The sequence below is a fragment of the Okeanomitos corallinicola TIOX110 genome (assembly GCF_038050375.1).
In the GTDB taxonomy this organism is placed as follows: domain Bacteria; phylum Cyanobacteriota; class Cyanobacteriia; order Cyanobacteriales; family Nostocaceae; genus Okeanomitos; species Okeanomitos corallinicola.
The window spans coordinates 2,997,445-3,022,871 of sequence record NZ_CP150886.1; the positions used below are offsets into that span (position 1 = coordinate 2,997,445).

The 25,427-nt window shown below is 40.0% G+C and carries 26 protein-coding genes; 13 read left to right on the forward strand and 13 right to left on the reverse strand.

The features are described 5' to 3' along the window. Positions 1-238: 238 nt before the first annotated feature. Positions 239-964 (reverse strand): tetratricopeptide repeat protein, encoded by a 726-nt coding sequence (locus WJM97_RS12985; protein ID WP_353929221.1) that lies wholly within the window; start codon positions 962-964, stop codon positions 239-241. A gap of 370 nt (positions 965-1,334) precedes the next feature. On the opposite strand from WJM97_RS12985, the gene WJM97_RS12990 reads away from it, so the two are divergent. After that, positions 1,335-1,799, forward strand: coding sequence for a hypothetical protein (locus WJM97_RS12990; RefSeq protein WP_353929222.1), 465 nt, complete (start codon positions 1,335-1,337; stop codon positions 1,797-1,799). A 75-nt stretch (positions 1,800-1,874) separates the two neighbouring features. Here WJM97_RS12990 and WJM97_RS12995 read toward each other — a convergent pair whose 3' ends face one another. The 6 genes from WJM97_RS12995 to ebsA form a co-directional block, all read right to left on the reverse strand. Beyond that, positions 1,875-2,366: a YajQ family cyclic di-GMP-binding protein gene (locus tag WJM97_RS12995; RefSeq protein ID WP_353929223.1), complete on the reverse strand. Its 492-nt coding sequence runs from the start codon at positions 2,364-2,366 to the stop codon at positions 1,875-1,877. A 157-nt stretch (positions 2,367-2,523) separates the two neighbouring features. Next, positions 2,524-3,300, reverse strand: coding sequence for a transposase (locus tag WJM97_RS13000; protein ID WP_353929224.1), 777 nt, complete (start codon positions 3,298-3,300; stop codon positions 2,524-2,526). A 29-nt stretch (positions 3,301-3,329) separates the two neighbouring features. Next, positions 3,330-3,752 carry an MAPEG family protein gene (locus WJM97_RS13005; RefSeq protein ID WP_353929225.1) on the reverse strand — a complete coding sequence of 141 codons (423 nt, stop codon included), beginning with the start codon at positions 3,750-3,752 and terminating at the stop codon, positions 3,330-3,332. Between the two features lie 143 nt (positions 3,753-3,895). Next, complete coding sequence (locus tag WJM97_RS13010) at positions 3,896-4,408, reverse strand: DNA recombination-mediator protein A (RefSeq protein WP_353929226.1); 513 nt, start codon at positions 4,406-4,408, stop codon at positions 3,896-3,898. Between the two features lie 222 nt (positions 4,409-4,630). Then, the gene (locus WJM97_RS13015) at positions 4,631-5,725 is read right to left on the reverse strand and encodes a phosphotransacetylase family protein (RefSeq protein ID WP_353929227.1); all 1,095 of its coding nucleotides are present in this window, start codon (positions 5,723-5,725) and stop codon (positions 4,631-4,633) included. A gap of 162 nt (positions 5,726-5,887) precedes the next feature. Further along, complete coding sequence (gene ebsA, locus WJM97_RS13020; RefSeq protein WP_353929228.1) at positions 5,888-6,265, reverse strand: type IV pilus biogenesis protein EbsA; 378 nt, start codon at positions 6,263-6,265, stop codon at positions 5,888-5,890. A 238-nt stretch (positions 6,266-6,503) separates the two neighbouring features. On the opposite strand from ebsA, the gene WJM97_RS13025 reads away from it, so the two are divergent. Further along, positions 6,504-7,910, forward strand: coding sequence for a glycosyltransferase family 2 protein (locus tag WJM97_RS13025; RefSeq protein WP_353929229.1), 1,407 nt, complete (start codon positions 6,504-6,506; stop codon positions 7,908-7,910). A 392-nt stretch (positions 7,911-8,302) separates the two neighbouring features. Here the strand turns inward: WJM97_RS13025 and WJM97_RS13030 are convergent, their stop codons facing one another. Beyond that, entirely contained in the window at positions 8,303-8,815 is a 513-nt protein-coding gene (locus WJM97_RS13030) for a TIGR02652 family protein (RefSeq protein WP_353929230.1), read from the reverse strand. 240 nt (positions 8,816-9,055) lie between these two features. Here WJM97_RS13030 and WJM97_RS13035 point away from each other — a divergent pair, with 240 nt between their 5' ends. Continuing rightward, the gene (locus tag WJM97_RS13035; protein ID WP_353929231.1) at positions 9,056-9,577 is read left to right on the forward strand and encodes a gamma carbonic anhydrase family protein; all 522 of its coding nucleotides are present in this window, start codon (positions 9,056-9,058) and stop codon (positions 9,575-9,577) included. On the opposite strand, the gene WJM97_RS13040 is transcribed toward WJM97_RS13035, so the two are convergent. After that, the gene (locus WJM97_RS13040) at positions 9,570-9,728 is read right to left on the reverse strand and encodes an alpha/beta hydrolase (RefSeq protein ID WP_353929232.1); all 159 of its coding nucleotides are present in this window, start codon (positions 9,726-9,728) and stop codon (positions 9,570-9,572) included. The genes WJM97_RS13035 and WJM97_RS13040 overlap by 8 nt on opposite strands. A gap of 134 nt (positions 9,729-9,862) precedes the next feature. Here WJM97_RS13040 and WJM97_RS13045 point away from each other — a divergent pair, with 134 nt between their 5' ends. Together WJM97_RS13045 and WJM97_RS13050 are read left to right on the forward strand one after the other, a co-directional pair. Beyond that, positions 9,863-9,988 (forward strand): photosystem II protein Y, encoded by a 126-nt coding sequence (locus WJM97_RS13045; protein ID WP_096572282.1) that lies wholly within the window; start codon positions 9,863-9,865, stop codon positions 9,986-9,988. Between the two features lie 99 nt (positions 9,989-10,087). Continuing rightward, on the forward strand, positions 10,088-11,389 hold the full coding sequence (locus WJM97_RS13050) for a folylpolyglutamate synthase/dihydrofolate synthase family protein (protein WP_353929233.1): 1,302 nt from the start codon (positions 10,088-10,090) through the stop codon (positions 11,387-11,389). Positions 11,390-11,636: 247 nt separating this feature from the next. Here the strand turns inward: WJM97_RS13050 and WJM97_RS13055 are convergent, their stop codons facing one another. After that, a complete protein-coding gene (locus WJM97_RS13055) occupies positions 11,637-12,935 on the reverse strand; it encodes a sugar ABC transporter substrate-binding protein (protein WP_353929234.1) in 1,299 nt (432 codons plus the stop codon). Between the two features lie 140 nt (positions 12,936-13,075). On the opposite strand from WJM97_RS13055, the gene WJM97_RS13060 reads away from it, so the two are divergent. The 4 genes from WJM97_RS13060 (at position 13,076) to WJM97_RS13075 (ending at position 18,337) form a co-directional block, all read left to right on the forward strand. Further along, entirely contained in the window at positions 13,076-14,218 is a 1,143-nt protein-coding gene (locus tag WJM97_RS13060) for a type IV pilus biogenesis protein PilM (RefSeq protein ID WP_353929235.1), read from the forward strand. A 5-nt stretch (positions 14,219-14,223) separates the two neighbouring features. After that, entirely contained in the window at positions 14,224-15,030 is an 807-nt protein-coding gene (locus tag WJM97_RS13065; protein WP_353929236.1) for a PilN domain-containing protein, read from the forward strand. After that, entirely contained in the window at positions 15,027-15,815 is a 789-nt protein-coding gene (locus WJM97_RS13070; RefSeq protein WP_353929237.1) for a pilus assembly protein PilO, read from the forward strand. The genes WJM97_RS13065 and WJM97_RS13070 overlap by 4 nt, the downstream gene beginning before the upstream one ends. 131 nt (positions 15,816-15,946) lie before the next feature. Beyond that, complete coding sequence (locus WJM97_RS13075) at positions 15,947-18,337, forward strand: AMIN domain-containing protein (protein ID WP_353929238.1); 2,391 nt, start codon at positions 15,947-15,949, stop codon at positions 18,335-18,337. A 65-nt stretch (positions 18,338-18,402) separates the two neighbouring features. Here WJM97_RS13075 and WJM97_RS13080 read toward each other — a convergent pair whose 3' ends face one another. Beyond that, a complete protein-coding gene (locus tag WJM97_RS13080) occupies positions 18,403-18,780 on the reverse strand; it encodes a zinc ribbon domain-containing protein (protein ID WP_353929239.1) in 378 nt (125 codons plus the stop codon). A gap of 54 nt (positions 18,781-18,834) precedes the next feature. On the opposite strand from WJM97_RS13080, the gene thiL reads away from it, so the two are divergent. Continuing rightward, the gene (gene thiL, locus WJM97_RS13085) at positions 18,835-19,863 is read left to right on the forward strand and encodes a thiamine-phosphate kinase (RefSeq protein WP_353929240.1); all 1,029 of its coding nucleotides are present in this window, start codon (positions 18,835-18,837) and stop codon (positions 19,861-19,863) included. Between the two features lie 59 nt (positions 19,864-19,922). Here the strand turns inward: thiL and WJM97_RS13090 are convergent, their stop codons facing one another. Together WJM97_RS13090 and nadD are read right to left on the reverse strand one after the other, a co-directional pair. Next, complete coding sequence (locus WJM97_RS13090; protein WP_353929241.1) at positions 19,923-20,936, reverse strand: type I glyceraldehyde-3-phosphate dehydrogenase; 1,014 nt, start codon at positions 20,934-20,936, stop codon at positions 19,923-19,925. Positions 20,937-21,052: 116 nt separating this feature from the next. Continuing rightward, the gene (gene nadD, locus WJM97_RS13095; protein ID WP_353929242.1) at positions 21,053-21,679 is read right to left on the reverse strand and encodes a nicotinate (nicotinamide) nucleotide adenylyltransferase; all 627 of its coding nucleotides are present in this window, start codon (positions 21,677-21,679) and stop codon (positions 21,053-21,055) included. A gap of 589 nt (positions 21,680-22,268) precedes the next feature. On the opposite strand from nadD, the gene murC reads away from it, so the two are divergent. The 3 genes from murC to WJM97_RS13110 all read left to right on the forward strand — a co-directional run bounded on the left by murC (position 22,269) and on the right by WJM97_RS13110 (position 25,316). Then, on the forward strand, positions 22,269-23,729 hold the full coding sequence (gene murC, locus WJM97_RS13100; protein WP_353929243.1) for a UDP-N-acetylmuramate--L-alanine ligase: 1,461 nt from the start codon (positions 22,269-22,271) through the stop codon (positions 23,727-23,729). A gap of 120 nt (positions 23,730-23,849) precedes the next feature. After that, positions 23,850-24,848 (forward strand): UDP-N-acetylmuramate dehydrogenase, encoded by a 999-nt coding sequence (gene murB, locus WJM97_RS13105; protein ID WP_353929244.1) that lies wholly within the window; start codon positions 23,850-23,852, stop codon positions 24,846-24,848. Between the two features lie 117 nt (positions 24,849-24,965). After that, positions 24,966-25,316: a YbaB/EbfC family nucleoid-associated protein gene (locus WJM97_RS13110; protein ID WP_353929245.1), complete on the forward strand. Its 351-nt coding sequence runs from the start codon at positions 24,966-24,968 to the stop codon at positions 25,314-25,316. Positions 25,317-25,427: the final 111 nt, after the last annotated feature.

The following is a 25,427-nucleotide window of genomic DNA, read 5'->3' on the forward strand; positions in this document are numbered from 1 at the left end:
ATATCAATATCTGTTGATAAGATTAGTGATTATATCTATGTGTAAATAGGAAATCAATTTTTATTGATACCAGTAGACTAGCCAAATTTTGAAGAGATGCACTTAGTAATATAGTTACAATCTATTAACAAATTTCGAGATCCAGGGACACTACCACAATATTCTAGTTTTAAAAAACTTTGCAATCCTTGTTTTTGTGAATTTTTAACTGATTGCATGGTTCTGTATTTTCAAAAATTTACCAGTCTGTGTTTTGGGTAAAGAGTAATTCATCTAGCCAACTTTCCAGTTGTAATTGTAGCCGATAACTAGATGTATCCTTGTTGTTGACAAAGTTAATGTTATTTAGAGCGCGGTTGTAATCTGCGATCGCACAATTCCAATCACCCCACAAATGATAAGTTCTGCCACGTTCAGCCCAAATATTAGCTTCCAGTTGACCAAACAATAGGGCAATCTCAAAATTATCAACTGCTGGGCTATATTCACCTAAATCACGTAATGTGATCCCTCTATTAATCCAAGCCCGAACATAACGCGGATTCAAGTCTAAAGCCTGATCATAGTCAACAAGTGCTGCTAATAACTCTCCACAAGCTGCATAACAATTAGCGCGATTATTATAAACACTAGCTAAGTGGGGATTTAACTGTATAGCTGTGTTGTAGTCACTTAAAGCTTTTTGGTGTTCACCACTTTGAAAATAAATTAATCCGCGATTATTATAATCAGCAGGATTTTGGGGATGGGTATCAATGAGTTGATTCAATAAGGCGATCGCCTCTGTATAATCTCCTTCATGAGCCAATTTTAAAGCACAAGACCGTAAAAAGCCTTCATCTAATGTGATTGAAGATTCACTCTTGTATTTCACCCTTGTTTTTGTATATGCAGTAATTTTATGATTGACTTTGTATAGTGGATTTTTCGATGTCCGAGAACCTAAGAAGGAGTAATAATCCATATATTCCTGCCTGAGCTTGTTGCTCTGTGAAATTAAGTGATAGTCTCTTTAGTAATAAGTAATAAATAGTGGTGTAATCACTATTTAACTTATTCAGGAGTCCGGGCTTAATAAAATTAATTTAAATTACTTAAACAATTAAGCCGTAAACCTAATAATATATACTTCACTCTTGAGTCAGATTCCTGAAGAAAATACTATGAATATTCCCAAATACCTAGGTATTTAAGACAAAATGTTAATAAGTTATGTATACATAGCAGTTGATAGTTGACAGTGCAGCGATTAAAGTTTTCCCCAATTACCAACCGTTAATCACAACTTAACCCTAAAATATAAACTTTGAGTAAATTTTTGAGTAAATTTTCTGATGACAACCAAAATTTCTGATCCAAACGCCTCAGATTTAACAACCGATGATTATATTGTGATCGGTCTAGCAACGTGTTTTTATAAAGAAGATGGAGAAGTACATCAGATCGAGGTCATAGAACCTATTCCTTCGGCAGCTTTAGAAGCGATCGTCAAAGGCATTCCCACGTCGTATAAATTTGTTTATGGTACCACATTGGGATCTATTCTTAATGGTGATCAGCTTTTATTACCGGATGGTTTCCCAGATTCGGCACAGTTTGCCGATGAATTCTTAACCAGGGCATTTTCCGCAGTCCGCACTTACAAACGTCGTACATCAGCACAAGCATTGATACCCGTAGGTACAACTAAAACAAATTTGAATTATTCGACAGAACGGAAACGGATATTAAATGCTGCCAGAGTTGTAAATAAGGAAGATAACGTTAAACAACATTCCCACACTCATCAAGTTCTTTAGGCCAGATGCAGGAGGTAGAAGGAGAGGAGATATATTCACCTTTTCACCTTTGTACCCCTGCACCATAAAACCCTATTAACGATAATTCGTGAATTGTAGAGCTACAGGAAAGTCTCCTTCTTTAACTTTCTGGATCACTGCTTGTAAATCATCTTTAGCTTTGGCGGTTACCCGTACAGCATCACCTTGAATTGAAGCTTGTACCTTTTTAAATTCGTCACGAATCAATTTAGAAATTTCTTTGGCAATATCTTGACTGATGCCTTTTTTGAGTGTGATTTCCTGACGAAGCCTGTTACCGCTGGCAGATTCAACTTTACCAAAATCAAAGATTTTTTGTGATAGGTTGCGTTTAGCTGCTTTTTCCCGCAGTATGCCATGTATAGCCTGTAAAGTCATATCACTGTCAGTATTGATAGTGATAGCTGTTTCGCCTAACTCGACGGTTGTTTGTGTATCTTTGAGATCGTAACGGCTTTTGGTGTCGCGCACCACTTGATCAATTGCGTTAACTAATTCTTGACGATCAAAGTCGCTAACAATATCAAAAGAAAAATTAGAAGCCATAGAAAATTATTAATGTAGTGTGTTGAATTTGGGTATGGTTTATGGGGCATTGGTAACAATCTTTTCTGTCCCTTTTCCCCATGTCCAGATTTCCCTTAAATCTATCCTTGAACTTGGATGATAGTTCCAAAAAACATAGACAAATATCTCATGCCTTTCATTTGTCGGGAATAACCCCGACAGGGCGAACTACAACGCCACGCCACTTGCTACAAGTCGGGAAACCCGCCCAACGCAGTGGCTCCTCTATCCCTAGACTAAATGCTGTCGGGACTACTTTACGTAAAATATTCAAACTACCATTGACATCAGCATGAATCAATAAACCATTACCTGCTCTATAAAGTTTAGTTTTGATTCTGCGACCACTAAATTTAACTTCTTTCGAGTCAACTTTGCCATAAGTAGGAATTACATCTTGGTCTAAAAAAGAAGCTACAGAAGTGTAGGACTCCTCAGAGACCAATACATTTATCCCCACTAATTTCGCTTTATAACTCAACTGATGTACAAATCGAGTATGGGGAATACAAACAAAGTTTTGATTATTTCTACTGCCCAAATTCCCATTCTGTTTCCACAAGGAATTTTGACCTATTACTAAAGTGCCAATCCCACACTTGACTAAATGGTTAATAATTAAGCGACTGGTTTTATGCAGATAATCATCTACTCGAAAATTCCGTTTTTTAGTTAAACTTTGTAGTCGTTTAGATGTTTTTTGATGATTTGGTAGTAAAGATTGTAATTGAGCTTTTCTTTGATTGTAATAACGATTAATTGATTTGATAATCCGCCCGGAAACCAGAACTGGTATAAATCCCGGCTGGTTTGATGTTAAGGTTGCTAGATTATCTATTCCTAAATCAATCGCTGCTATGGAATTAGGGTCTAAACCATAATCTGTTTCCTCTTTTTCATAGACAACTTCCACAACATAATGGTCAATCTTGGGGACAATTCTTACTTGATTGAGATAACAATACTCAAGTAAAAGAGAGTAGCAGAACTAAAAGAGCCAAGACCAAACATGAGAGATCGTAAGATAGGGATATTGGCGATGTAAAAAACAGAGTACAACAGTCTAGCCAAAACAAAGGCGATCGCCGCAGTCACCGCAGACTGAGAATTTACACCAGTAACATAAGCCATTAAAGCTGCGGCAGAAAAAATCATAAACGCCTCAAAAGAGTTTTGATGCGCCCAGGTAGCTCTTTGAGCGTAAGCTGGTAATTTATCAAACATCGCACGTGGTGCAGACAACATCTCATACCCAATCTGCACGCGAGCATAAGCTACCAATAAAAACGGTGCATAAATAAGAATGGCAGCAGCAGCAATAGAATACAAGAAAATATCAGGAACGGGAAGTGGTAATAGGGACATTAACCTAAAAAATAGTGGTAGAGTTTTTGATTACATTATTTTTAGATGCGAATGAATACTGAGTAATTTGAACAAAATATTACCCAGTACCCATTGGTAATTACCCATCTCTATCATTAGCTTTGTGGAGACTATGTTTGACCTTAGTCAAAGTAGAACAGTGTCACCACTTTTCTTTGCTCTTCTGCATCTCTACAAGTTTGTAGTAAAGTATGACTGTCGTGAAAAGCAAAGCAGATGAGTTGTTGACAACGGGAGACAATCTCCTTGTTGCACAAATAACTAGCCTCCGCCAAAGATAGATTATCATTGGTAGGATTTTCAACTAAGTGCATAACCTGCTCTAGTTGTTGGCGTGATTCCAAGGGCTGACGCTCTAGGCTTTGGGGTAAAATTACCGTCAATAAATTTGGATCAGCCTTTGTTGCTCCCCGGATGGCAGCGGAATTAGTACCTGTAGCACCAGAAGTGATGATTCGATTGCCCGATAAAACTAGGGCATAGGTCATCATTTCAATGAGATTTTGATGTGTAATTGGCACATGGCGAGAACCCAGCAGGGCGATTCTTTTAGAACCTGTTTGTTGGATTGTCGCCAACTCTTGCGCTAATGTATCAAGGTTATCAAGGTTGATGAGGTCTGTTGACTGGCTCAAAGATGGTGATGATCACATGAAACAACCCAGATATTCTACCAAACAGCGTGTAGGTGCAAAGCCAACTATAGTTACAGATTGATACTTTTCTGGTTTTTTTAGCTGATTCAGACACAAATGTATGCCCAGGCGGAGAGTATGAAGCAGTGTTTGTTGCTAATTCATAACTCAGAAGTAGGATTTACGCTGGTAATTAACTATGGATTTGGGTAAATAGTTACATTAAGATAAGCTGGCGGCTGGGTTTAATCCTAGTTGAGATAACAAACGGTTAATGTCAAAGTATTCAGACATTAACTGACTCATGCAATCTACCTTGAGAGGTTCATGAATACGAACTTGGCCGAAAGTACGGTCAACAATTTCTACTGTGGTCAAGGTATCTAAATCAACTGACAAAATCGGTATTTCTAATTCCTCGGCCCGGCTAAGAATAAAACTAGGGGGTGGTAATTGTCCGGTCAGAATTAGACATTGGGTAGAGGTTTCTAAAGCCGCTTGCTGAATTTCCACGCGATCGCCCCCGGTAACGACTGCTTTGTTACGACGTTTACGGAAGTATTTCACTGCTGAATTGACGTTCATGGCCCCAATGGCGAGTCTTTCTACTAATAAATCCAGGCGATCGCTGCGACAGAGAACTTCTGCTTTTAACTGTTTGACTAATTCTCTGACACTAACGCTACGGAGTAAATCACTTTTAGGTAGCATGGCTAATACAGGAATTCCCTGTTCTTCCAAGAATTGCCGGAGAAGATGATTGGCGGTTTCTAATTGTTCCAGGGGAATTTCATTAATTACCACACCAAGTAAGCGATCGCCTATTCGTTGTTTGGCAGATAATAAAGCTTCTACTGACAGCAGTGAATTATACCGATGTACTAATAGCACACCTCCATCTAAAACTTCTGCCATTTGCGCTAAGGACAAACCAAACAGATTACCTGCATCTAGGTCTCCTCCGCCTTCTAACAGCATTAAATCCCCTCGTGGTATTTGTAAATACTGCTGTACTAATGACTGCTGGTAATTGGTTTTGTCTTCACCGCGTAATCTTTTTTGAACTTTAATTTCATCTAAAGCTAACAAAGTCGGAGCAACACGGTTTTCCGTTAGTTTCAGACTTTCGGTAATGAACTGGACATCTCCGTCAGCTACTGTTCCATAGGAAGTATGCAGACAAACATCTAATGGTTTGCCGTAGGCGATGTCTATTCCTTGTTGCTTCAGCTGATGTGACAAACCTAAAACCGTTGCGGATTTACCACTGTAAGTCTCTACTGAACCAATCAGCAAATATTTAACAGATGTTGGCACGCCATGCACTCCTAATTTCAAATGTCTGTTTAACCCAGCTAGGTGTTCCCTAATTTTAGCTGACCCAACAGAAATAGCTTATTTAGTCTTTAGTTATTGGGCATTGGGCATTGGGCATTGGGCATTGGGCATCTCCCACTTTCCCACTCTCCTACTTTCCCCTTAATCTTCTATACGTAGGAGTTTGCGATAGAAAGTAGAAGAAAAATCAGTAACTTTATTACGTTTATACTGTTCCATCAATTCAATTAAGAAATTAATAAATTCAAAGCTGGCCATCATCACTTCATAACTTAATTCCGCATTGCCATCAAACTGAATCCGGCAGCGTGTCAAGTCTGAGGGTAGGGTAGCAACATTCCAGGTAGCAATGAAGGGAATATTTTCACCGCCTTCTATTTTGCGATGTCCTTCTATGTAACCTTTTTGATAAAGACTAATGGCATAGGGCAAGAAATTCCTTTTAGCTTGCTGGATATAAGGCAAGTAGACAGTTGCTTGTTGCTGAGTTACTGGTTGAATTTGGTCAATAGTAGACATAATTGAGAATTCCTTAACTGAACTGAGCTATTCAGGATTTTAATTTGCCATCTCATAGTATTCCCATAACTCTTTGTATTCAAACACACTGATATAAATATTTTCATTGGCATTTTGTTGACTAAGGAATCAGGATGCCAGACTGCTGTCGGGTTTTAGTTTCCTGGGGAAAGTTGGGCTTTATGTGGTAAAAACTGTAAACTTTAAACAAATGATGGTTTTTTATTTGAATTAAGCTATGCCAGCGAATTCCTGGCCGGAAAACGACTCTTACAACGAAAATTCTGATTCTCTTAATTCTTTACTGTCTGACCTATCAGCACAGGAGGAGTTACAGGAAGATGAAAATGCTCTTACTTTACCTTTATCAAGGTTTCAACGACGTAGACCCAAAGCCGCCCTAGTCTTAACTATTGTTTGGAGTGGGACGATCGCTTTACATTTAGTTTCTTGGGGTTCTATTTTCGTTCTCGGACTGACGGCAATTTTAAGCGTTCATGCCTTCAGGATTATTTTTGCTAGACCCCGCCATCATGCTAAAGAAATACAGGGAGATTTACCTTGTATATCTGTGTTGGTGGCTGCAAAAAATGAAGAAGCGGTAATTGGCAGATTGGTCAAAAATCTTTGTAGTCTGGAATATGCCAATGGTGAATATGAGGTCTGGATTATTGATGATAATAGTACGGATAACACACCGCAGCTATTAGCACAATTACAGCAGAAATATCAGCAACTCAGAGTTTTTAACCGTGCGGCTGATGCTACTGGGGGTAAGTCTGGGGCTTTAAATCAGGTGTTACCAATGACTAAAGGTGACATTATTGCCGTGTTTGATGCGGATGCCCAAGTTAACCCAGATTTGTTGTTACAAGTAGTACCTGTGTTCCAAAAAGAACAGGTGGGGGCGGTGCAGGTGCGAAAGGCGATCGCCAACGCTAAGGAAAATTTTTGGACTAGGGGACAAATGGCAGAAATGGCTGTTGATACTTGGTTTCAACAACAAAGAACTGCTATTGGTGGACTGGGTGAATTGCGGGGAAATGGTCAATTTGTTCGTCGTCAGGCTTTGTATAGCTGCGGTGGTTGGAATGAGGAAACCATTACCGATGATTTAGATTTGACTATTCGCTTGAATCTGGATCAATGGGATATTGAATGTATGTTCTATCCCCCAGTGCAGGAAGAAGGTGTGACAAATGCGATCGCTCTTTGGCATCAACGCAACCGTTGGGCTGAAGGCGGTTATCAGCGTTATTTAGATTATTGGGATCTGATTCTCAAAAATCGGATGGGAACGCGGAAAACTGTGGATTTACTGATTTTTCTGCTGATTATGTATATTTTACCGACAGCAGCAATTCCCGATTTATTAATGTCAGTGATTCGCCATCGTCCACCTATGTTAGCTCCTGTCACTGGGTTGTCGGTGACGATGTCTTTTGTGGGTATGTTTGCTGGGTTACAGCGCACCCGCCAAGATCAGAAAACGTCTAACTATTTTGTGCTACTTCTGCAAACCATTCGCGGCAGTATTTATATGCTGCATTGGTTGGTGGTGATAAGTAGCACTACTGCCCGGATTTCATTACGTCCCAAACGCCTGAAGTGGGTGAAGACTGTACATACTGGTTCTGAACATTAAGAAAAATAAGATAAACCACAAAGAAGAAATTAAATTTCTTTAAAATTCTGTAGAGATGTTGAATACAACTTCTCTACAATTTAGTGGTAATTTACTCAAGGATTTGTCTATTCATCTCCATCGTTGGAGTTCTTTTCCTCCTAATCCTGTTGATAAGTAGGTGAGCGTTAAAAATTGTCGTTATGACAAGGCAGGGGGCAGGAGGCAGGAGGGAAGAGGTTTTTAGCAATTTTATATTTTGTTACATACCTTGGTTTTTTCTTGCCGACTTACTTAGTTTTTATTACTCCAACTCCTTCTAGTTGTAAAAAACCTACACCTGTCAGGATGGGGAGATGGGGAGATGTTTACCAATTATTACCAATTACCCCATCACCCATTACCACTGATAACTATTCAAACAAACGGAAATAGGGATAACGTACAGGTACACCTGGTTCTTTATCCAAATCAAAATTAATCACATCCCAAGATGGATCATCAGTAGGATCAGGTCCAAATTCTACCGGTAAACCATACAAACGAGCAGAACCCGACTCCGGTTGTCCAGAACGCCAAGGACTACTACGTTCTAAATAGCCACTCATTAACTCTTGATAACGACGAGCAATAATCACCTTTGTAGCGCGGTATCCTTGGGTATAAAGCTTATCTAAAGCCTCATGAATTTCAAAACGAATACCATCAGGATGGGTATGTTGACGATACCATTCATTATTCCATCTGCGCCAATGACGACCCGACTGAAGATGTACCAACTCCTCAGTTTTCGGGTTTGCCTCAAAAGCACCATGACGCGTACACAAATAAGTATCGGTTAATGTAAGCGCGGGAATAGTTTGGCGACAGTGAGGACACTGTATTTCAGGGCCAAATATTGGGTACTGTAAGCCTGGATTCATCATGAAGTGTGTACAAGCATAATTTTTCTTTTACCAGCACCAATAGGTTGGATTAAACACTTAAGTTCCGCACTTTGAGTTAATTACTCACCACCACAAACAAAGAAGAGTTGCAGCAAAAGCAAATCTCAAAAAGTCTTTCCTTAGCGTACAGGCCAAACGGCTGTGATATCCTAGTTGTGCAATCAACCTCAAAGGTTGGTTTTTTTCCAGTGTTTCTGGCTACCATATCAATATTTTATCGTGTCTACTGTTTCCTACTGGACATCTCCCGATTTTTCTCAAGCTGCCTTTATCGCAACCAACGCTGTTATTATCGGTTCAGTCAACATTGCAGCCGAAGCAAGCATCTGGTATGGTGCAGTAGTCAGGGGGGATGTAGAACGCATTGAAATCGGCGAATGCACAAACGTACAGGATGGAGCCATTTTGCATGGTGATCCTGGTTTGCCAACGATCTTAGAAGATCATGTTACTATAGGACATCGTGCCGTGGTACATTCTGCTCATATTGAACGTGGAAGTTTAATAGGCATTGGGGCAATTATTTTAAATGGGGTGAAAGTTGGTCATAGTAGCATTATCGGTGCTGGCGCAGTAGTAACCAAAGACATACCTCCTTATTCCCTAGTAGTTGGTATTCCCGCCAAAATTGTCCGCCAACTCACAGAAACCGAAGCCGCAGAACTCATCGAACACGCCCAAAAATACCATAAATTAGCCCTTGTCCACGCCGGTAAAGGGGATGATGTTGGCTTTAGGTAATTGATAATGGGTAATGGGTAATGGGTAATTGGTAATGGGTAATTGGTAATGGGTAATTGGTAATTGGTAATTGGTAATTGGTAATTGGTAATTGGTAATTGGTAATTGGTAATTGGTAATTGGTAATATATATTTCCCAGTCAATAGTCACCAGTCACCGATCACCAGCCCCAACTTCATTATTCTTTACAGATCCCCTTGGAAAAATACCCCACTTCAGATAAAAATAAAAGTTGATAACTGTTGACAAAACTTTAATTTCCACATAGCAGAGGGATTCTAAAAATGGATATTGATACCCGTGTAGTCATTGTTTTAGCACCATTAGCCATTGCAGCAGGTTGGGCTGCTTTTAATATCGGTGCTGCTGCTATCAGACAAGTACAAAACTTTTTGAACAAAGAAGCGTAATTTAGGTAATGGGTAATTGGTAATTGGTAATGGGTAATTGGTAATATATATTTCCCAGTCACCAGTCACCAGTCACCTTTTACCTGTCACCTGATAACCGTGAATACAGACTCTTTATTACAACCCTTCCAAAAATTTGGCGTTAATTTGGGACTCTCCCGCATTATCAAACTCTTAGCAAAACTTAATAACCCCCATCAACAAATACCTATTATCCACGTTGCTGGCACTAATGGTAAAGGTTCTGTTTGCGCTTATCTATCATCTATACTCACTCAAGCAGGTTATCGTACAGGACGCTACACTTCACCCCATTTGATAGACTGGACAGAAAGAATCTGTGTAAATGAACAGGCGATCGCATCAGAAACATTGTCTCAATTAATACAACAAGTTCAGGCAGCAATAGACAAAAACGAAGAATCGCCGACGCAATTTGAAGTAATTACCGCAGCAGCTTGGTTATATTTTGCACAACAGAAAGTTGACATAGCCGTAGTAGAGGTAGGACTAGGAGGGCGTTTAGATGCTACTAACGTTTGTGAACAGCCTTTAGTAACAGTAATTACCTCAATTAGTAGAGAACATTGGCAACAATTAGGATCAACAATTAAAGATATTACTAGAGAAAAAGCAGGGATTATCAAAGCTAGATGTCCTGTAGTGATGGGACAATTACCAGATGATGCCAAACAAGTCGTAATCTCCCGCAGTTTAGAATTACAATCTCCGATTTTTACCCCTCAACCGGCAACAGAAATTCGTCCTGGATGGGCAGAATATACAAGTTTGGGAAATGGGGGAAACATAGAAAAATCCACATTTACAATTGAATATCCTTTACCATTAAAAGGGCAAATTCAATTACATAATTCAGCTTTAGCTTTAGCAACTGTAGAGATATTAAAAACACAAGGTTGGCAAATTTTTGAACAAGCAATTCTTCAAGGTTTAGAAAAAACAAAATGGCCAGGGAGAATGCAGTGGTTTACCTGGAAGAATAAACAGAAAAATCAAGATTATCAATTATTAATAGACGGCGCACATAACCCAGCCTCAGCAGAAGTTTTGAGAACTTATGTAAATAGTTTAAACTACAAAAATATCACTTGGGTGATGGGAATGTTAGCAAACAAAGATCATGGTGATATTTTCCAAGAATTATTAAAAACAGGAGATAAATTATATTTAGTCCCTGTTCCTGATAGTAATTTTGCAAATTTAGAAGATTTAAAAAAATTGGCTTTAAAAATTTGCCCAGATTTAGGTTTATGCAGCACCTATGAAGATGTATTCACCGCTTTAGATGCTGCTTTTACCAATTCAGAAAATCAAGATAACCCAGTTGTTTTATGCGGTTCTCTTTATTTAATCGGTCATTTTTTAGGTAATAGTCACTAGCCATTAATTAGGGCTTGCTGAATAAATCTCAAAACATTACAGGTAAACGATTTTAGCGATTTTGACTTTCAAAAAATGCAAGCTTTGATGAGGTGAGAACTGAAAAACCTTGCATTTAATTCCTGCTTCAAGGAAAAATAGTTCCCATCCAACTCTTGAAACTGTCACCTGTCACCTGTCACCTGTCTCCACGACAAGACTTTATCAGCAAACCCTAATTAAATTTTACCTAGTCACCAATTACCAATCACCTATTATCCCATTCCTGTGCTGCATCAGCCACAGCTTGATCTACAGTTTTTTGTCCTAACATTGCTGATTGAATATTATTATAAATTGCCCTTTGCAACAATTTAAAATCCTTCATTTTTGGTGTTAAAACTTCCGCTGTTTGCATTTGTTGAGCGCTGATAATTCTAGCTTTTTCCACAGTAGAAGCAGTTGGGGGAACTTCTTGAAAATAACTATCAGATAAAGCCTTAACTGTTGAAGGTAAAACATTAGCAGCTTTAGCAAAAGCTAACTGATTTTCATCATTAGTTAAAAATAAGGCAAACTTAACCGCCGCATCAGGATTTTTAGTAACACGGGGAATGACAACATTCATCACCGCCACATTTTTCTTACCAGCATCTCCTGTAATTTGGGGAGCGATCGCCGAAGCCTTGGCTATTTCTGGGGCATTATTAGATATAGTCTTGAGAAACTCAGGCCCAGAAGCCAAAAACGCAGTTTCCCCAGACTGGTATAAATCAATGGCTTGACGGTGGCCTTGGGTTAAAGACTCTCTAGGTAGTAAACCCTTCTTGTATAAATCTACCCAATACTGAAAAGCCGCTCTACCCTCTGGAGTATTAAAAGCCGCCTTACCCTCAGCATCTACCAGAGTCACACCCATTTGTACCAAAGATTCCAAAACCTCACCAGAATCCTGGGGAACAAAAGTAGCAAAAAAAGCGTATTTACGAGTTTTATCTCTAATTTGCTGCGCTGCTTGAGCCAACTCAGTATAAGTTGCAGGTGGTTTTGTAATACCTGCTTGTTTTAGTAAATCAGTGTTATAAATAGTTAATCTCGTAGTTAGATACCAGGGAATACCAAAACTCTTACCATCAAGGGTACTAGCTTGCCAGATATTCGGTAAATAGGAGGATTTAACATCATTTGAGATTTTTGCATCCAAATCTAACCAGGCATTTCGTCCGGCTAATTGGGAAGCAAAATCTGGGTTAAGGTTAACAACATCTGGTGGCGTTTTTGCGGAGACAGCTGTTAGAATCTTGTTTTCCATTGCCGCCCAAGGCACATCTACCCACTTAACTTTAACATTGGGGTTTTGGGATTCAAAATTCTGAATCAGACCTTGGAAATAGTCAGTAAATTGGGGTTGGAGTTGCATAGTCCAAAACTCAATAGTTGCGGTTTCCGAAGCTACCTGAGTTGTGCTTGTGCTAACATCTCCAGTGTTACAGCTAACAATCCAACTAGCTAGTACACCCAATAAAGCCCAAACAGTTAGTTGTTTTAATTTATGCGATCGAATCATCGTGGTATATTTTTACGATTAGCGGGGTTTAAAAACTTATGCAGAAATGTCGAGATTATAGGCTATATAGATTACTTAGTCATAACTTACCTGAGAAACGGATTTAAAATTTCCATTTATCTAGTCTAGAGAGTAAAACTGTGGTCAACGTCTTAAATAATCTTAGTAATATCAAGAGCCTCAGCAGTTTTAGTAAGATCCTTGGTAAACATGGTAAAGGAGTGGGAATTGAACTTGCTCCAGATCGAATGAACATAGTACAACTACGTAAGCAACGCCAAGGACTAAAACTAGAATCTTTAATTACAGTCCCAGTCCCAGAAGGGATAGTTATTGATGGTCAAATTAATGACGCTCCCAGAATGGCGGAACTAATGCAGCAAACCATGGCTGAACACAAAATTAAAGCTTCCCGCGCTGCCACTTGTATTCCCGGTAGAGATGCCATTGTCCGTGTAATTCCCGTGCCAGCAGAACTGGATAATAAAGAATTGCGGGAGATGGTACTAAATCATGAAGCAGCATTGTACTTACCTTATCCCAGAGAAGAAGCTGATGTAGATTATCAGAAATTGGGGTACTTTGTAGACGAAGATGGGATTGAAAAAGTACAAGTTCTGTTAGTTGCCACTCGTAAAGAATTAACAGACACCTATCTTAATACTTTTGCTGAAGCAGGAATAGGAGTTGATGTTCTAGAAATTAACAGCTTTGCCCTGATTCGGACTATTCGTGATCAATTGCGACTATTCGGACCCCAAGAAGCGGCAGTATTAGTTGATATAGAATTTGACAGTACAGAAATTGCCATCATCATCAATGGAGTTCCTCAATTTTCTCGTACCGTTCCCATCGGCACATATCAACTCCAAGCGGCTTTATCCAGAGCTATGAGTTTACCCACATCCAGAGAAATGGATATGTTAATGGATATGACAATTCCCGCTCATCCTCTAGATAGTGGTAAAACAGGGCTAACTGGTGCAAACCCTGGGATGGGACCGATGTTAAAAATTCTGGGAGAATTAGCTGATGAACTACGCCGTTCCATTGATTTTTATATCAATCAAAGTGAAGGTTTAGAAGTAGCACAAATTCTCCTAGCTGGTATGGGTGGAGGACTACAACAACTTGATGAGTTTTTTACTCAAAGATTAGGTTTTCCCACTACTCAAATAGATCCAATTAGGGATTTATCCTTACAAGTAGAAGATGATAAATATCCTCCAGTCAAACGTCCCGGTCTAGGAATTGTACTTGGTTTAGGAATGCGGGAGGCATAAACAAAATGTACAGTTTAGATATTAACTTTCTTAAAGATCGTTCACCGACTGAGGTTGGTACTCAACCAACTTCACCACCAATTAATCTCAGAGATTATATTCCCGTGGGGATAGGACTTGGTGCAGGTTTAATTTTGCCAGCTTTGTCTTTATTGGGTTTGTGGTTTATAGAAGGGCAAAATAGTAATTTAGAACAGCAAATTGCGAAATCAGAGCAGGAAATTAAACAGTTAGACGGTAAAATAGCGGACATTAACAAAATCAAAGCAGAAACAGCTGTTGTTAAAGATCAAACAGATTCTTTAGTAACTGTATTTAATCGGATTCGTCCTTGGTCAGCAATGTTAAAGGAATTTCGTGAACGCATTCCTGCTAATGTCCAAGTGGAAAATATCAAGCAAATTCCACCAGAACTTCCCTCAAAATCAGGTCAAGCAAAACCGCAAACTCCTACTAATGATGGTTCTATTCCAGCTGGTTCACTAGAAATTACTGGTTATGCCCGCTCTTTTACTGATGTCAATGACTTCTTGTTAAGTATGGGACAATCTAAGTTATTAGATGCCTCAAAAAGCAGAATTAGTACAGCGGAGTTGGTAGATGCACCACCCATAACTGGCGCTATCCCACCAGACAATTCAGCCAAATCCAAAGTAAAAATTAAACCACCTCAAGTGGTTAAATACACTATTAAAGCTACTCTAAGTAGTGTACCCGCATCCGAATTAATCAGTGAGTTAGAAAATAAAGGCACAGTCGGATTAGTTAACAGAATTCGTAGCCTTCAGAAAACAGGAGCATTACCACAATGACATTAAGTGATGATTTAAGTTTTTCTAAAAGTGGTGCTGGCTTTGATGATTTTTCATCATCCTATCCCGTTGTCTTTGGTATCACTTTTACACCACAAGTTATTGGCGGGGTAGTTGGTGGCTTAGGTTTCCTCGGTGCTGTCTATATGATCCTCAACTTAGGTATGCCAGCTTGGGAAAAGTTCCAAGGATTACAAACCAAAAGCAAAGACTTACAAAGTCAAGTAGAGCAAAAAACCAATCAAGCTAACCAAGCTAATAAAGTAAAAGCAGACTTGGCTCAGTCAAAACAATTGCAAACACAAGTTTTAGGCTTGTTTGCTAACGAGAAAAGTTTAGATACTCTGCTACTGGATACCAGCAGCCTAATAAATACCAGTAACTCTGAAGCTAGAGTTATTAGTGGTATCAAAGCTCAACTCAAAAAATTCGCCCCAGAAGGAGATGAACCAGAAATAATTGAAGATGGTAGTCTGGGTGAAAAAGTTAACAACAAACTCAAACGCCAGATTATCAAAGTAGAAATTGAAGGCAAATTTGAGCAAATGCAGTTAATCATGGCTAACATCGAGCGATTGCAGCCTTTATTACTGGTAGAAAACTATAACTCACAACTCATAGAACCAGAAGTAGACAACACAGACAGAGACAGACCACCAGTCAGAAGTGAACCTGGTAAAATTTTAACTTCTTTTGATTTAGTGGCATTAATGCCATTAACAGAAGCAGAAACTGCCAAAATAGCCGCAGAAGAAGCAGCTAAAAACGCTACTGCTAAAAAATAACCATTAAAAAATCTGAATCCTAACTTGTGAATAAAATGTCAATTCCGGACAACACCAGTTAGTTTTTAAGCCTTGGTTAACACGTAGATATACAGACTGAATTTTATTTAATTTAAGGTGAGGAGTGAACTGTGAAACAAGTTCATAGTAACGTTTTATTTTCCAGTGCCGCTGCTTGTGTTCTCTTAGCAGCACAGCCCGCTTTTGCCCAAGTTACTCAAATTACAGAAGTGAAACTAAGCCCTACTGATGGGGGAATTAGTGTCATGTTAAAGACTTCTGCTGGTAACAAACCCCAGGTTTTCACGACAAAAAGAGATAAGGCATTAGTTGCAGATATTATAAATACCCAACTACGTTTACCCAAAGGTCAGAGTTTCCGCCAAGAAAACCCAGCCCCAGGTATAGCATTGGTAGAAGTTAATCAACTAGATGCCAATAGTGTGCGGGTGAAAGTAACAGGTATTAGTGAAGCGCCCAGTAATCAGCCAGTTATCCGCAAAGATAACAATTTGACTCTCGGTTTCATGGCCAGTGGAGATGTCACCGCATCTACCAGCACCACCCAAAACACCAACAATACAGCATCACTACCAGCAACCACTATCACTACTCCTGGTCAACCCGCTGGTAAGGTAGATGTCCTCGTACCCAACCCAGAAATATCTATTAATGGTCAAGCGGCCAAACCAGCAGGCCCAAATCAAACTTATAACGTTGCTCCCCCATTTTTACCCAGAGCAGTTGCACCACCAGTTGGAGATATTACAGTATCTAACACAGATACTTCTCCCACGGATATTGATTTAGGAACGCAGGAACGAGTTCCCCGCTTGGTACTAAGAGAAGCTCCTGTGCGGGAAGTTTTATCACTTTTAGCTCGCGCTGCTGGTTTAAACTTGGCTTATGTTGGGACAGAGGCAAATAAACCTGCTACTGGAACTCAACCAGGTGCAGCAGCTACCAGTAGTCAAACAATATCTTTAGATATAGAAAATGAACCAGTGCAGGACGTTTTTAACTACGTTTTGCGCTTGAGTGGCTTGCAAGCTAACCGCAGTGGGAGAACAATTTTTGTCGGTGCTAACCTGCCTAATTCCACCCGTGATAAAACCATGCGGAGTTTGCGACTCAATCAGGTGTCAGTGCAAGCAGCTTTAGACTTTTTGGTGACTTTGGGTGCTGAAAGTGCGGTTAGCCGTGAACGACTCGTGACCAGTGTTAGTGCTGTACCTATAGGTGGAGCGCAAGACGCAGTAACTAACACTCAGACCACTACAGAAACCAAAATTGAAGTGCAAAGAGTTGATTATAAAGACTCAGTGCCTTTACTCAGGGGTTTACAAGCTTCAGGGGATGAGCGGACAAATTCTGTCACCTTGGTTGGTGATCCCAAGACAGTAGAAATGGCTGTATCACAGTTAACACAGTTAGATGTCCGTCGTCGTCAGGTTGTGGTGAACTTGAAGATTATTGATGTGAACCTGACCGGTATTCAAGACTACAAAGCTAGTTTTTCCTTTGGTTTGGGTGATAGTTTCTTTGTGAGTGATGGTGGTGCAGCAGCATTTAACTATGGTCGGGTGAATCCACCTAGTCAGCAAAATACAGTTAATAGTGTATTATCACCAACTATCATTGGTACTCAAGGAACAGATCCAACCGGACCCTATGTAACACCGGAAGGTGTAGAGGCTCAACCATTTCTGGATTATCAAACAAATGCTCCGTTTGGAAGCAATAATGATATTGATCCCAGATTTAATCCTGATTTCCTCCGTGGTTCACCAAATAACTCCTATTATGCAAGACCTGGTTTTGGTACAACTAATAATCCTCTGTTACCTGGTATTACACAGGTTCAAGATGGACGAGTTACTTATGAAGTCCCTCAACTATTCCAATATCCCAGACGCTTCCTAGCGAGTTTGCAAACTCAGGTTACAAATGGTAATGCTAAGATTCTGACTGACCCCACTCTGATTGTCCAAGAAGGACAAGATGCACAGGTGAAGTTAACTTCAGAGGTTTATGGTGGTATCAGAGTTACTCCAGATTTACGAGAACCAATTATTAAAGAAGCTGGTTTAACCCTAGCCGTGAGAGTGGAAAGGGTTGATGATAATGGTTTTGTATCCTTGTCTGTTGCTCCCACAGTCGCTGGTATTGGTGGTGCTGCGGCAACTCCTGATGGTACTATTACCTTATTGGCTGCGAGAACTCTTGAATCGGGTTTAATTCGCTTACGAGATGGTCAGACTCTGATTTTATCAGGTATTATTCAAGATTCAGACCGGACAACAGTGACTAAACTACCTATTTTGGGTGATATTCCTTTGCTGGGTTCGCTGTTTAGAACCACAAACAGAGAGAATGAACGTAGAGAAGTAATTGTGTTACTCACACCCCAAGTATTAGATGACTCTCAGCGTTCTGCCTATGGTTATAACTATAGCCCCAGCCCCCAGGTAAGGGATGTTTTAGAACGTCGGGGTACACAGTTACCTGGTAGTCGTAGGTAGGTTTGATAGATACCCGGATTATTGAATAATTTGGTTGATACTCCCCAGCCCTAAGGGGACGGGGATTATTGAATATTCCACAAACGAACTTTCAAAGGCGCAATCAAAGCACCTCTGCTGACTCCATCAAGATTGATACTTAATTTTGCCGATACTTTTCTTAGAATATTGCTTGCACCATTGCGGTCAGCATTAATTCTAAATCCGTCCTTAGAACGATATAAACCACGCTTAACTCGTTTGCCTAATGCTTGCCACCCTTTGGAGTTTTCACCAAATGTATGTAGCTCATCACGGTCTAAAAAACTAGCTTTTGATGTATAGCTTTCTTTAGTTTCAATAAAACCTATTCCGTATTGTTCACATAACTGTTCAATACGATTTTTTAATTTATAGCACTTTCCGCTATTATGAGGTACACCCTTGGCGGGCAAGATGCCCACCCCACAAAAGTTTTGTCATTTATGTCTGTACCTTATTGGTATGAAATCTGCTGTATGAATACTAATTTACCCTCCCTAAAAGTTAAAGATATAGGTGAACAAGGTTTATTAAAAATAATACAATCCTTCTGTCCCGCAGATATCATCGGTGATGATGCAGCAGTATTAACCACAACTCCACAAAAATCCTTAGTTGTCACCACAGATATGCTAATAGATGGAGTGCATTTTAGTGATGTTACCACCTCCCCAGAGGATGCAGGATGGCGTGCTGCGGCGGCTAATTTATCAGATTTAGCAGCTATGGGTGCTTTTCCCTTGGGTATAACCGTAGGATTGGGTTTGCCAGGGGATTTAAGCGTTGCATGGATAGAAAAACTCTATCAAGGCATAACAGAATGTCTGCAAAAGTATAATGTATCAATAGTTGGTGGTGATATCGTGCGATCGCCTATCACTACCCTATCCATTACCGCCTTTGGTGAAGTTAAACCCGATTTGATCATTCGTCGTTCCACAGCACAGATTGGAGATACAATCATCGTTACAGGTATTCACGGTGCATCCCGCGCTGGCTTAGAACTGCTCTTAAATCCCGAAATAGCTCAAAACCTCAAAACCACAGAAAAGACAGCCTTAATAGCCGCCCATCAACGTCCCATACCACGTTTAGATGTCCTACCCATCATTGAAGAAATCCTACTCCCCATCTCCCCATCTTCCCATCTCCTCATTTCTGGCATGGATAGCAGCGACGGTTTAGCAGACGCAGTATTACAAATCTGTCGTGCTAGTGGAGTAGGAGCAATTTTAGAACAGAGTAAAATTTCCGTACCATCAGCATTCAATCACTGGTTAACACCAGAGCAATCGCTCAATTATGCCCTATACGGTGGCGAAGACTTTGAATTAGTCCTCTGCTTACCACCAAAAACCGCATCGGCATTAGTTGAAAAATTGGGAACAGGTGCAGCCATAATTGGCACAATTACACCAGGTTCAGAAGTGAACTTAAAACATGAAAACGCAAAAATCCCTAACCAAGTTTTAACACTCAGTCAGGGATTTCAACATTTTAGTTAGGAAATAGGTAATGGGTAAACTTCTTACTGTCACCTGTCACCTATCAACTGTCACCTAAATTAAGCCCACTTAGCAGCAACTAACTCAGCCAAATCTAGAACACGTTGGCTATAACCCCACTCATTGTCATACCAAGCCATAACTTTAACCATGTCATTACCCATGACAAGAGTTAAATTAGCATCAACAATGGAAGACTCATTCGCACCTTGATAATCGGAAGACACCAAAGGAAGTTCGCTGTATCCTAAAATGCCTTTCAGATAAGTTTCAGCAGCATCCTGGAAAACTTGGTTAACTTCTTCTGTAATAGTGCGTTTTTCAACTTGAACTACAAAGTCCACCATGGACACATTCGGGGTAGGTACACGTAAAGCAGTACCATTTAATTTACCCTTCAATTGTGGCAATACAAGTGCTACAGCCTTAGCAGCACCAGTAGATGTAGGAACAATGTTAATAGCTGCTGCTCTAGCCCGACGTAAATCACGGTGAGAAGCATCTAGAATCCGCTGATCCCCAGTGTAACTGTGGGTAGTGGTCATTGTCCCTTTGATGATGCCAAATTTTTCATCTAGCACCTTAGCAATAGGAGCTAAACAGTTGGTAGTACAGCTGGCATTACTGATGATGTGATGTGTGTTGTGATCATAATCTTCATGATTGACACCCATCACAAAAGTACCATCTTCATTCTTACCAGGGGCAGTAATCAGAACCTTCTTAGCACCCGCATTAACGTGCCGCATTGCCCCTTCTTTACTGGTAAATACACCAGTAGATTCAATAATCAGGTCAATGTCCCATTCTTTCCAGGGCAAGTTATCTGGGTTGCGATCAGATACGCATTTAATGGTATTACCATTGACAGTAATAGAATTATCATCAGCAGTAATATCAGCATTTTGTAATCTTCCTAGCATGGAATCATATCTAAGAAGATGAGCATTGGTTCTGGGATCAGAAGTGTCATTGATAGCCACAAGTTGAATTTGGCTGTTTTCTCTACCTACCCAGCAGCGCGCGAAGTTCCGTCCAATGCGCCCGAAACCGTTAATTGCAACTCTAATCACAGTGTCTTGCCCTCTGTATTTATGCCTATAAGTTGATATCGTTGACCCCAATCATATCGCAAAGGGGGGGAGTCTTTATAACCATAAAGCGTTAGATTAAAAAAAAAATACAGAATTTATTCAGGATTATCTGAGTAAAGCTGGTGAGTAGAGATGTAAAGTCGCACTGATTCCGGGACTAAATTCTTAATTGAGACACCTAAACGACAAAATTCACGGATTTTACTGGACGAAACTCTAACCAAAGGAGTATTCAGTAATTGCCAGTTTATGGTATTTGATTTTTCCTTAAATTTTTGCTCTACTTGCTTGCAGACTGACTCACTTTGAGATATAGTCTCAGCACCTGCGGGTCGGGGTGCAATTAACCAATCACACATTTGTGCTAGTTCTATTCCGCAATACCAACGGGGTAAAGTTTGGAAAGCATCCAAACCGATAATCCAGTACCAATGGGTATTGGGGTAGAGAGCAGATAAATTAATCAGGGTGTTGATGGCATAGGAATTCCCAACAGATTCTTTCTCAATTATTGAGACAGTGAACGCTGGGTTATTTCTCGTTGCTAGTTTTAACATAGCTAAACGATGCTCAAAAGCAGTTGCTTGTTTATGGGGGGGATTTATAGATGGAACCCAAATCAACTGTTCCATAGATATTTGAGCCATCGCTGCTTCAGCTATCAGCAAATGTCCCCAGTGAATAGGATCAAATGTACCACCAAAAATTGCTATTTGCTGCATCCAGTTCAAGAATGAAAAACTTGGAAAAAGTAGACAGAGATTTATTGTTTAGATATGGTTATGTTTTCCCAAATCTGTCTAACTTGGGTCGTCAGGAGTCAAAAGAACAAGACAAAATAGTATCGGCAACTCTTGAGAAACAAGCCTTGATATTGGTTGATAAATCATTTCTGCTCGTGAGTTGTAGTAGCTTATTCCCATAATTTGAGAAATTTATCAATTTGATCTAGAAGAGTTGAATCATACTTTTACTATCAATGTACTATTGTAATCAATTCACCCCTTGGATTCGATCTAATTGCAAATCACCAATAAATTTCAGTAGGAAAAAGATAATATGTGTTTAAAATTACCACCGGAATTTTCCCGATGTAAAACCAATTTTCAGAATAATCATAAAAAGATGTCAGCAATAGAAAACATCCCCATGAGGTAATATCTTTTGGAATAAAAAATACCAAAGTCGAAAATTAACTGTTGATTCGGGTCAGAAAATCTTGCAGGGGCAATATCTGTAAAAATCAAAATCCTGTTATGATACGCGTGTCATTTGTGATGATTGTGTGGTGTGGTGTAAGAGGAACAAAAAATGAGTAATTCTATAGATTTTAGCGGTAGACCATTTCATTTCATTGGAATTGGCGGTATAGGAATGTCCGCACTGGCTTATGTTCTTACCAAACGTCAATTACCAGTATCGGGTTCTGATCTCCGTCCTAATCAAATTACACGTAACTTAGAAGCCTTGGGCGCTCATATTTTTAGTAAACAAGAAGCCAGTAATCTGGAATTCTTCCGTCCCCAAGAATCAACTAATGGAGTATTTTTAAATTCACAAGAAAATCTACCTTTTGATCAAAAAAATCTTCCCCAAGTGATTTGTTCAACAGCTATTAACCCTAGTAATTTTGAATACAAAGCAGCTTTAGAATTAGGTTGTCCAATTTCACATCGTTCCGATGTCTTAGCTGCTTTAATTGCGGATTATTACAGTATTGCTGTCGCTGGAACTCATGGCAAAACTACAACAAGTAGCATGATCGGTTATATGCTACTGCAAGCTGGTCTTGATCCCACAATTTTAGTAGGTGGAGAAGTCAAAGCTTGGGAAGGTAACGCTAGACTGGGAGAGAGCAAGTATTTAGTGGCTGAAGCGGATGAATCTGATGGTTCTTTAGTCAAACACGCTCCAGAGATTGGAGTTATTACCAACATTGAACTTGACCATCCCGATCATTACGAAAATTTAGAAGAAGTAATTAGCACTTTTCAAAAATTTGCTCAAGGGTGCAATATTTTAGTAGGTAGTATTGATTGTGATACCGTCAGAGATAGGCTCAAACCAACGATCAGTTACAGCCTCTACCCGGATACAGAAGCTGACTATGCTGTTACCAACATTGATTATCGTGCCGATGGCACAACAGCCCTAGTGTGGGAAAAAGGTAAAGCATTGGGTGTTCTCAAGTTAAAACTATTAGGTCGTCATAATCTGAGTAATGCTTTAGCAGCAGTAGCTGTAGGACGCGTCCTGGGTTTAGAATTTGGAGAAATATCCAAAGGTATCGCTACCTTTGAAGGTGCAAGACGACGCTTTGAATTCCGGGGTGAAGCTGCTGGTATTACTTTTATTGACGATTACGCCCATCACCCCAGTGAAATTCGCGCTACTTTGGCTGCTGCACGTTTGCAAGCTAGACCAGGACAAAGAATTGTAGCCATTTTCCAACCCCATCGTTACAGCCGGACACTGACATTTCTAGAAGAATTTGCTGAGTCTTTTACCCACGCCGATTTAGTTATTATCACGGATATTTACAGCGCGGGAGAACCAGACTTAGGACAGATTAATGGTGAAAAATTGGCAAACGCAATTGCTAAACACCACCCACAGGTAATTTATCAACCAAATTTATCTTCAGTGACTGAGGACTTGTTATTAACTCTCAGACGGGGAGATTTGGCACTTTTCTTAGGTGCTGGCAACTTAAATCAAGCTATTCCCGAAATTATCTCGACACTTTGTGAACCGGTAACAGCCACATCATAAGTGAAAACAACTTGCTAGATTTTTTCTTTCCCAGATTACTGATCTACCAATAGTCTTTTAGTTATTTAAGACACCAGAAATCAGTTATTTACTTAATAAAAATTACCAATTAAAGCAACGATGACAATTTCCCAGGCAGCTGGAAACGTCTGTACCATTTCTGCTTTGAACACAGGTACACAGACAGCAGCTAATTCTGTTGATAGTAAAGTGATTTATCTCCCAGGAACTGAATGTGTAATCAAGTCTCAGGCTTATTTATCCGCGTTTACTTCCTATAGAGTAGGAGGTGCAGCCCAACTGTATGCCTCCCCTCGAAATTTAGAAGCACTCAAAGCTAGTATTGAATACGCTAAGGAAAATGATTTACCAGTAACTGTCCTGGGTGCTGGTTCTAACCTGTTGGTTAGTGACCAAGGTATACCAGGTTTAGTGATTGCTACCCGTCATTTTCGCTCTAAGCATTTTGACTCACAAACAGGTCAACTAACTGTGGCCGCAGGGGAATCTATTCCTAGTTTGGCTTGGGAAGCCGCAGAATTAGGATGGGAAGGTTTGGAGTGGGCAGTAGGTATCCCCGGCACTGTGGGTGGCGCAGTTGTGATGAATGCAGGAGCGCACAATAGTTGTATTGCAGAGATGTTAGTCAGTGCGGAATTACTGGCCCCTGATGGAACATTGGAGACTGTCACCCCCGCAGAATTAGATTACAAATACCGGACTTCATTACTGCAAGGGGGCGATCGCATCGTTACTCAAGCTACTTTTCAACTGCAACCAGGAGCAGATCCAGTACAGGTAAAAGCTATAACTAAGCAACACAAACAACACAGACTCTCTACTCAACCTTATAATTTCCCTAGTTGCGGTAGTGTATTCCGTAATCCCAAACCGTACTCAGCGGGCTGGTTAATTGAACAAGCTGGATTAAAAGGCTACCAAATTGGTGGAGCGCAAGTAGCTCAACTGCACGCTAATTTTATTGTGAATCGTGGTGGTGCAAAAGCCAGTGATATTTTCTGTCTTATCAATTATATTCAACAGGAAGTACAAGAACGTTGGTCTATTTGGTTAGAACCAGAAGTTAAAATGATTGGCGAGTTTCAAGCAGTTTGTTGATAGGTGACAGGTGATAGGTAAGAGTAAAAAGTTACCAATTAATGCCCATTACCAATTACCCACCCCATCTATAATTGAATTTGATTTGTTATTCACAGCATAAGTGGAAAATTAATTATGACAGCAGGAAAAGGACAAGGCTTTGGTTTTGGTTTAGGAAAAATGAAGGAACTAGCCGCTGCTTTTCAAAAAGCACAGCAGGTTCAAGAAGGTGCAAAACGTCTCCAAGAAGAATTGGAACAAATGGAGATTGAGGGAGAGTCTGGTGGTGGACTGGTAAAAGTTGTTGTCAGTGGCAACCAAGAACCCAAACGAGTGGAAATTTCCCCGGAAGCGATGGCACAAGGTTCAGAGTTACTTTCTGATCTAGTTACAGTAGCTATGAAAGATGCCTATACTAAGTCCACCACAACCATGCGGGAACGGATGGAAGAATTAACCAGTGGACTAGAATTACCTGGTTTATAGTCATTGGTAATGGGTAATGGGTAATGGGTAATGGGTAACTGGTGATTGGTAAAAATATTTTTCCCTTTCACCCCCTCACCCTATCTTCTCCTGACTCCTTGATAGCGCAGC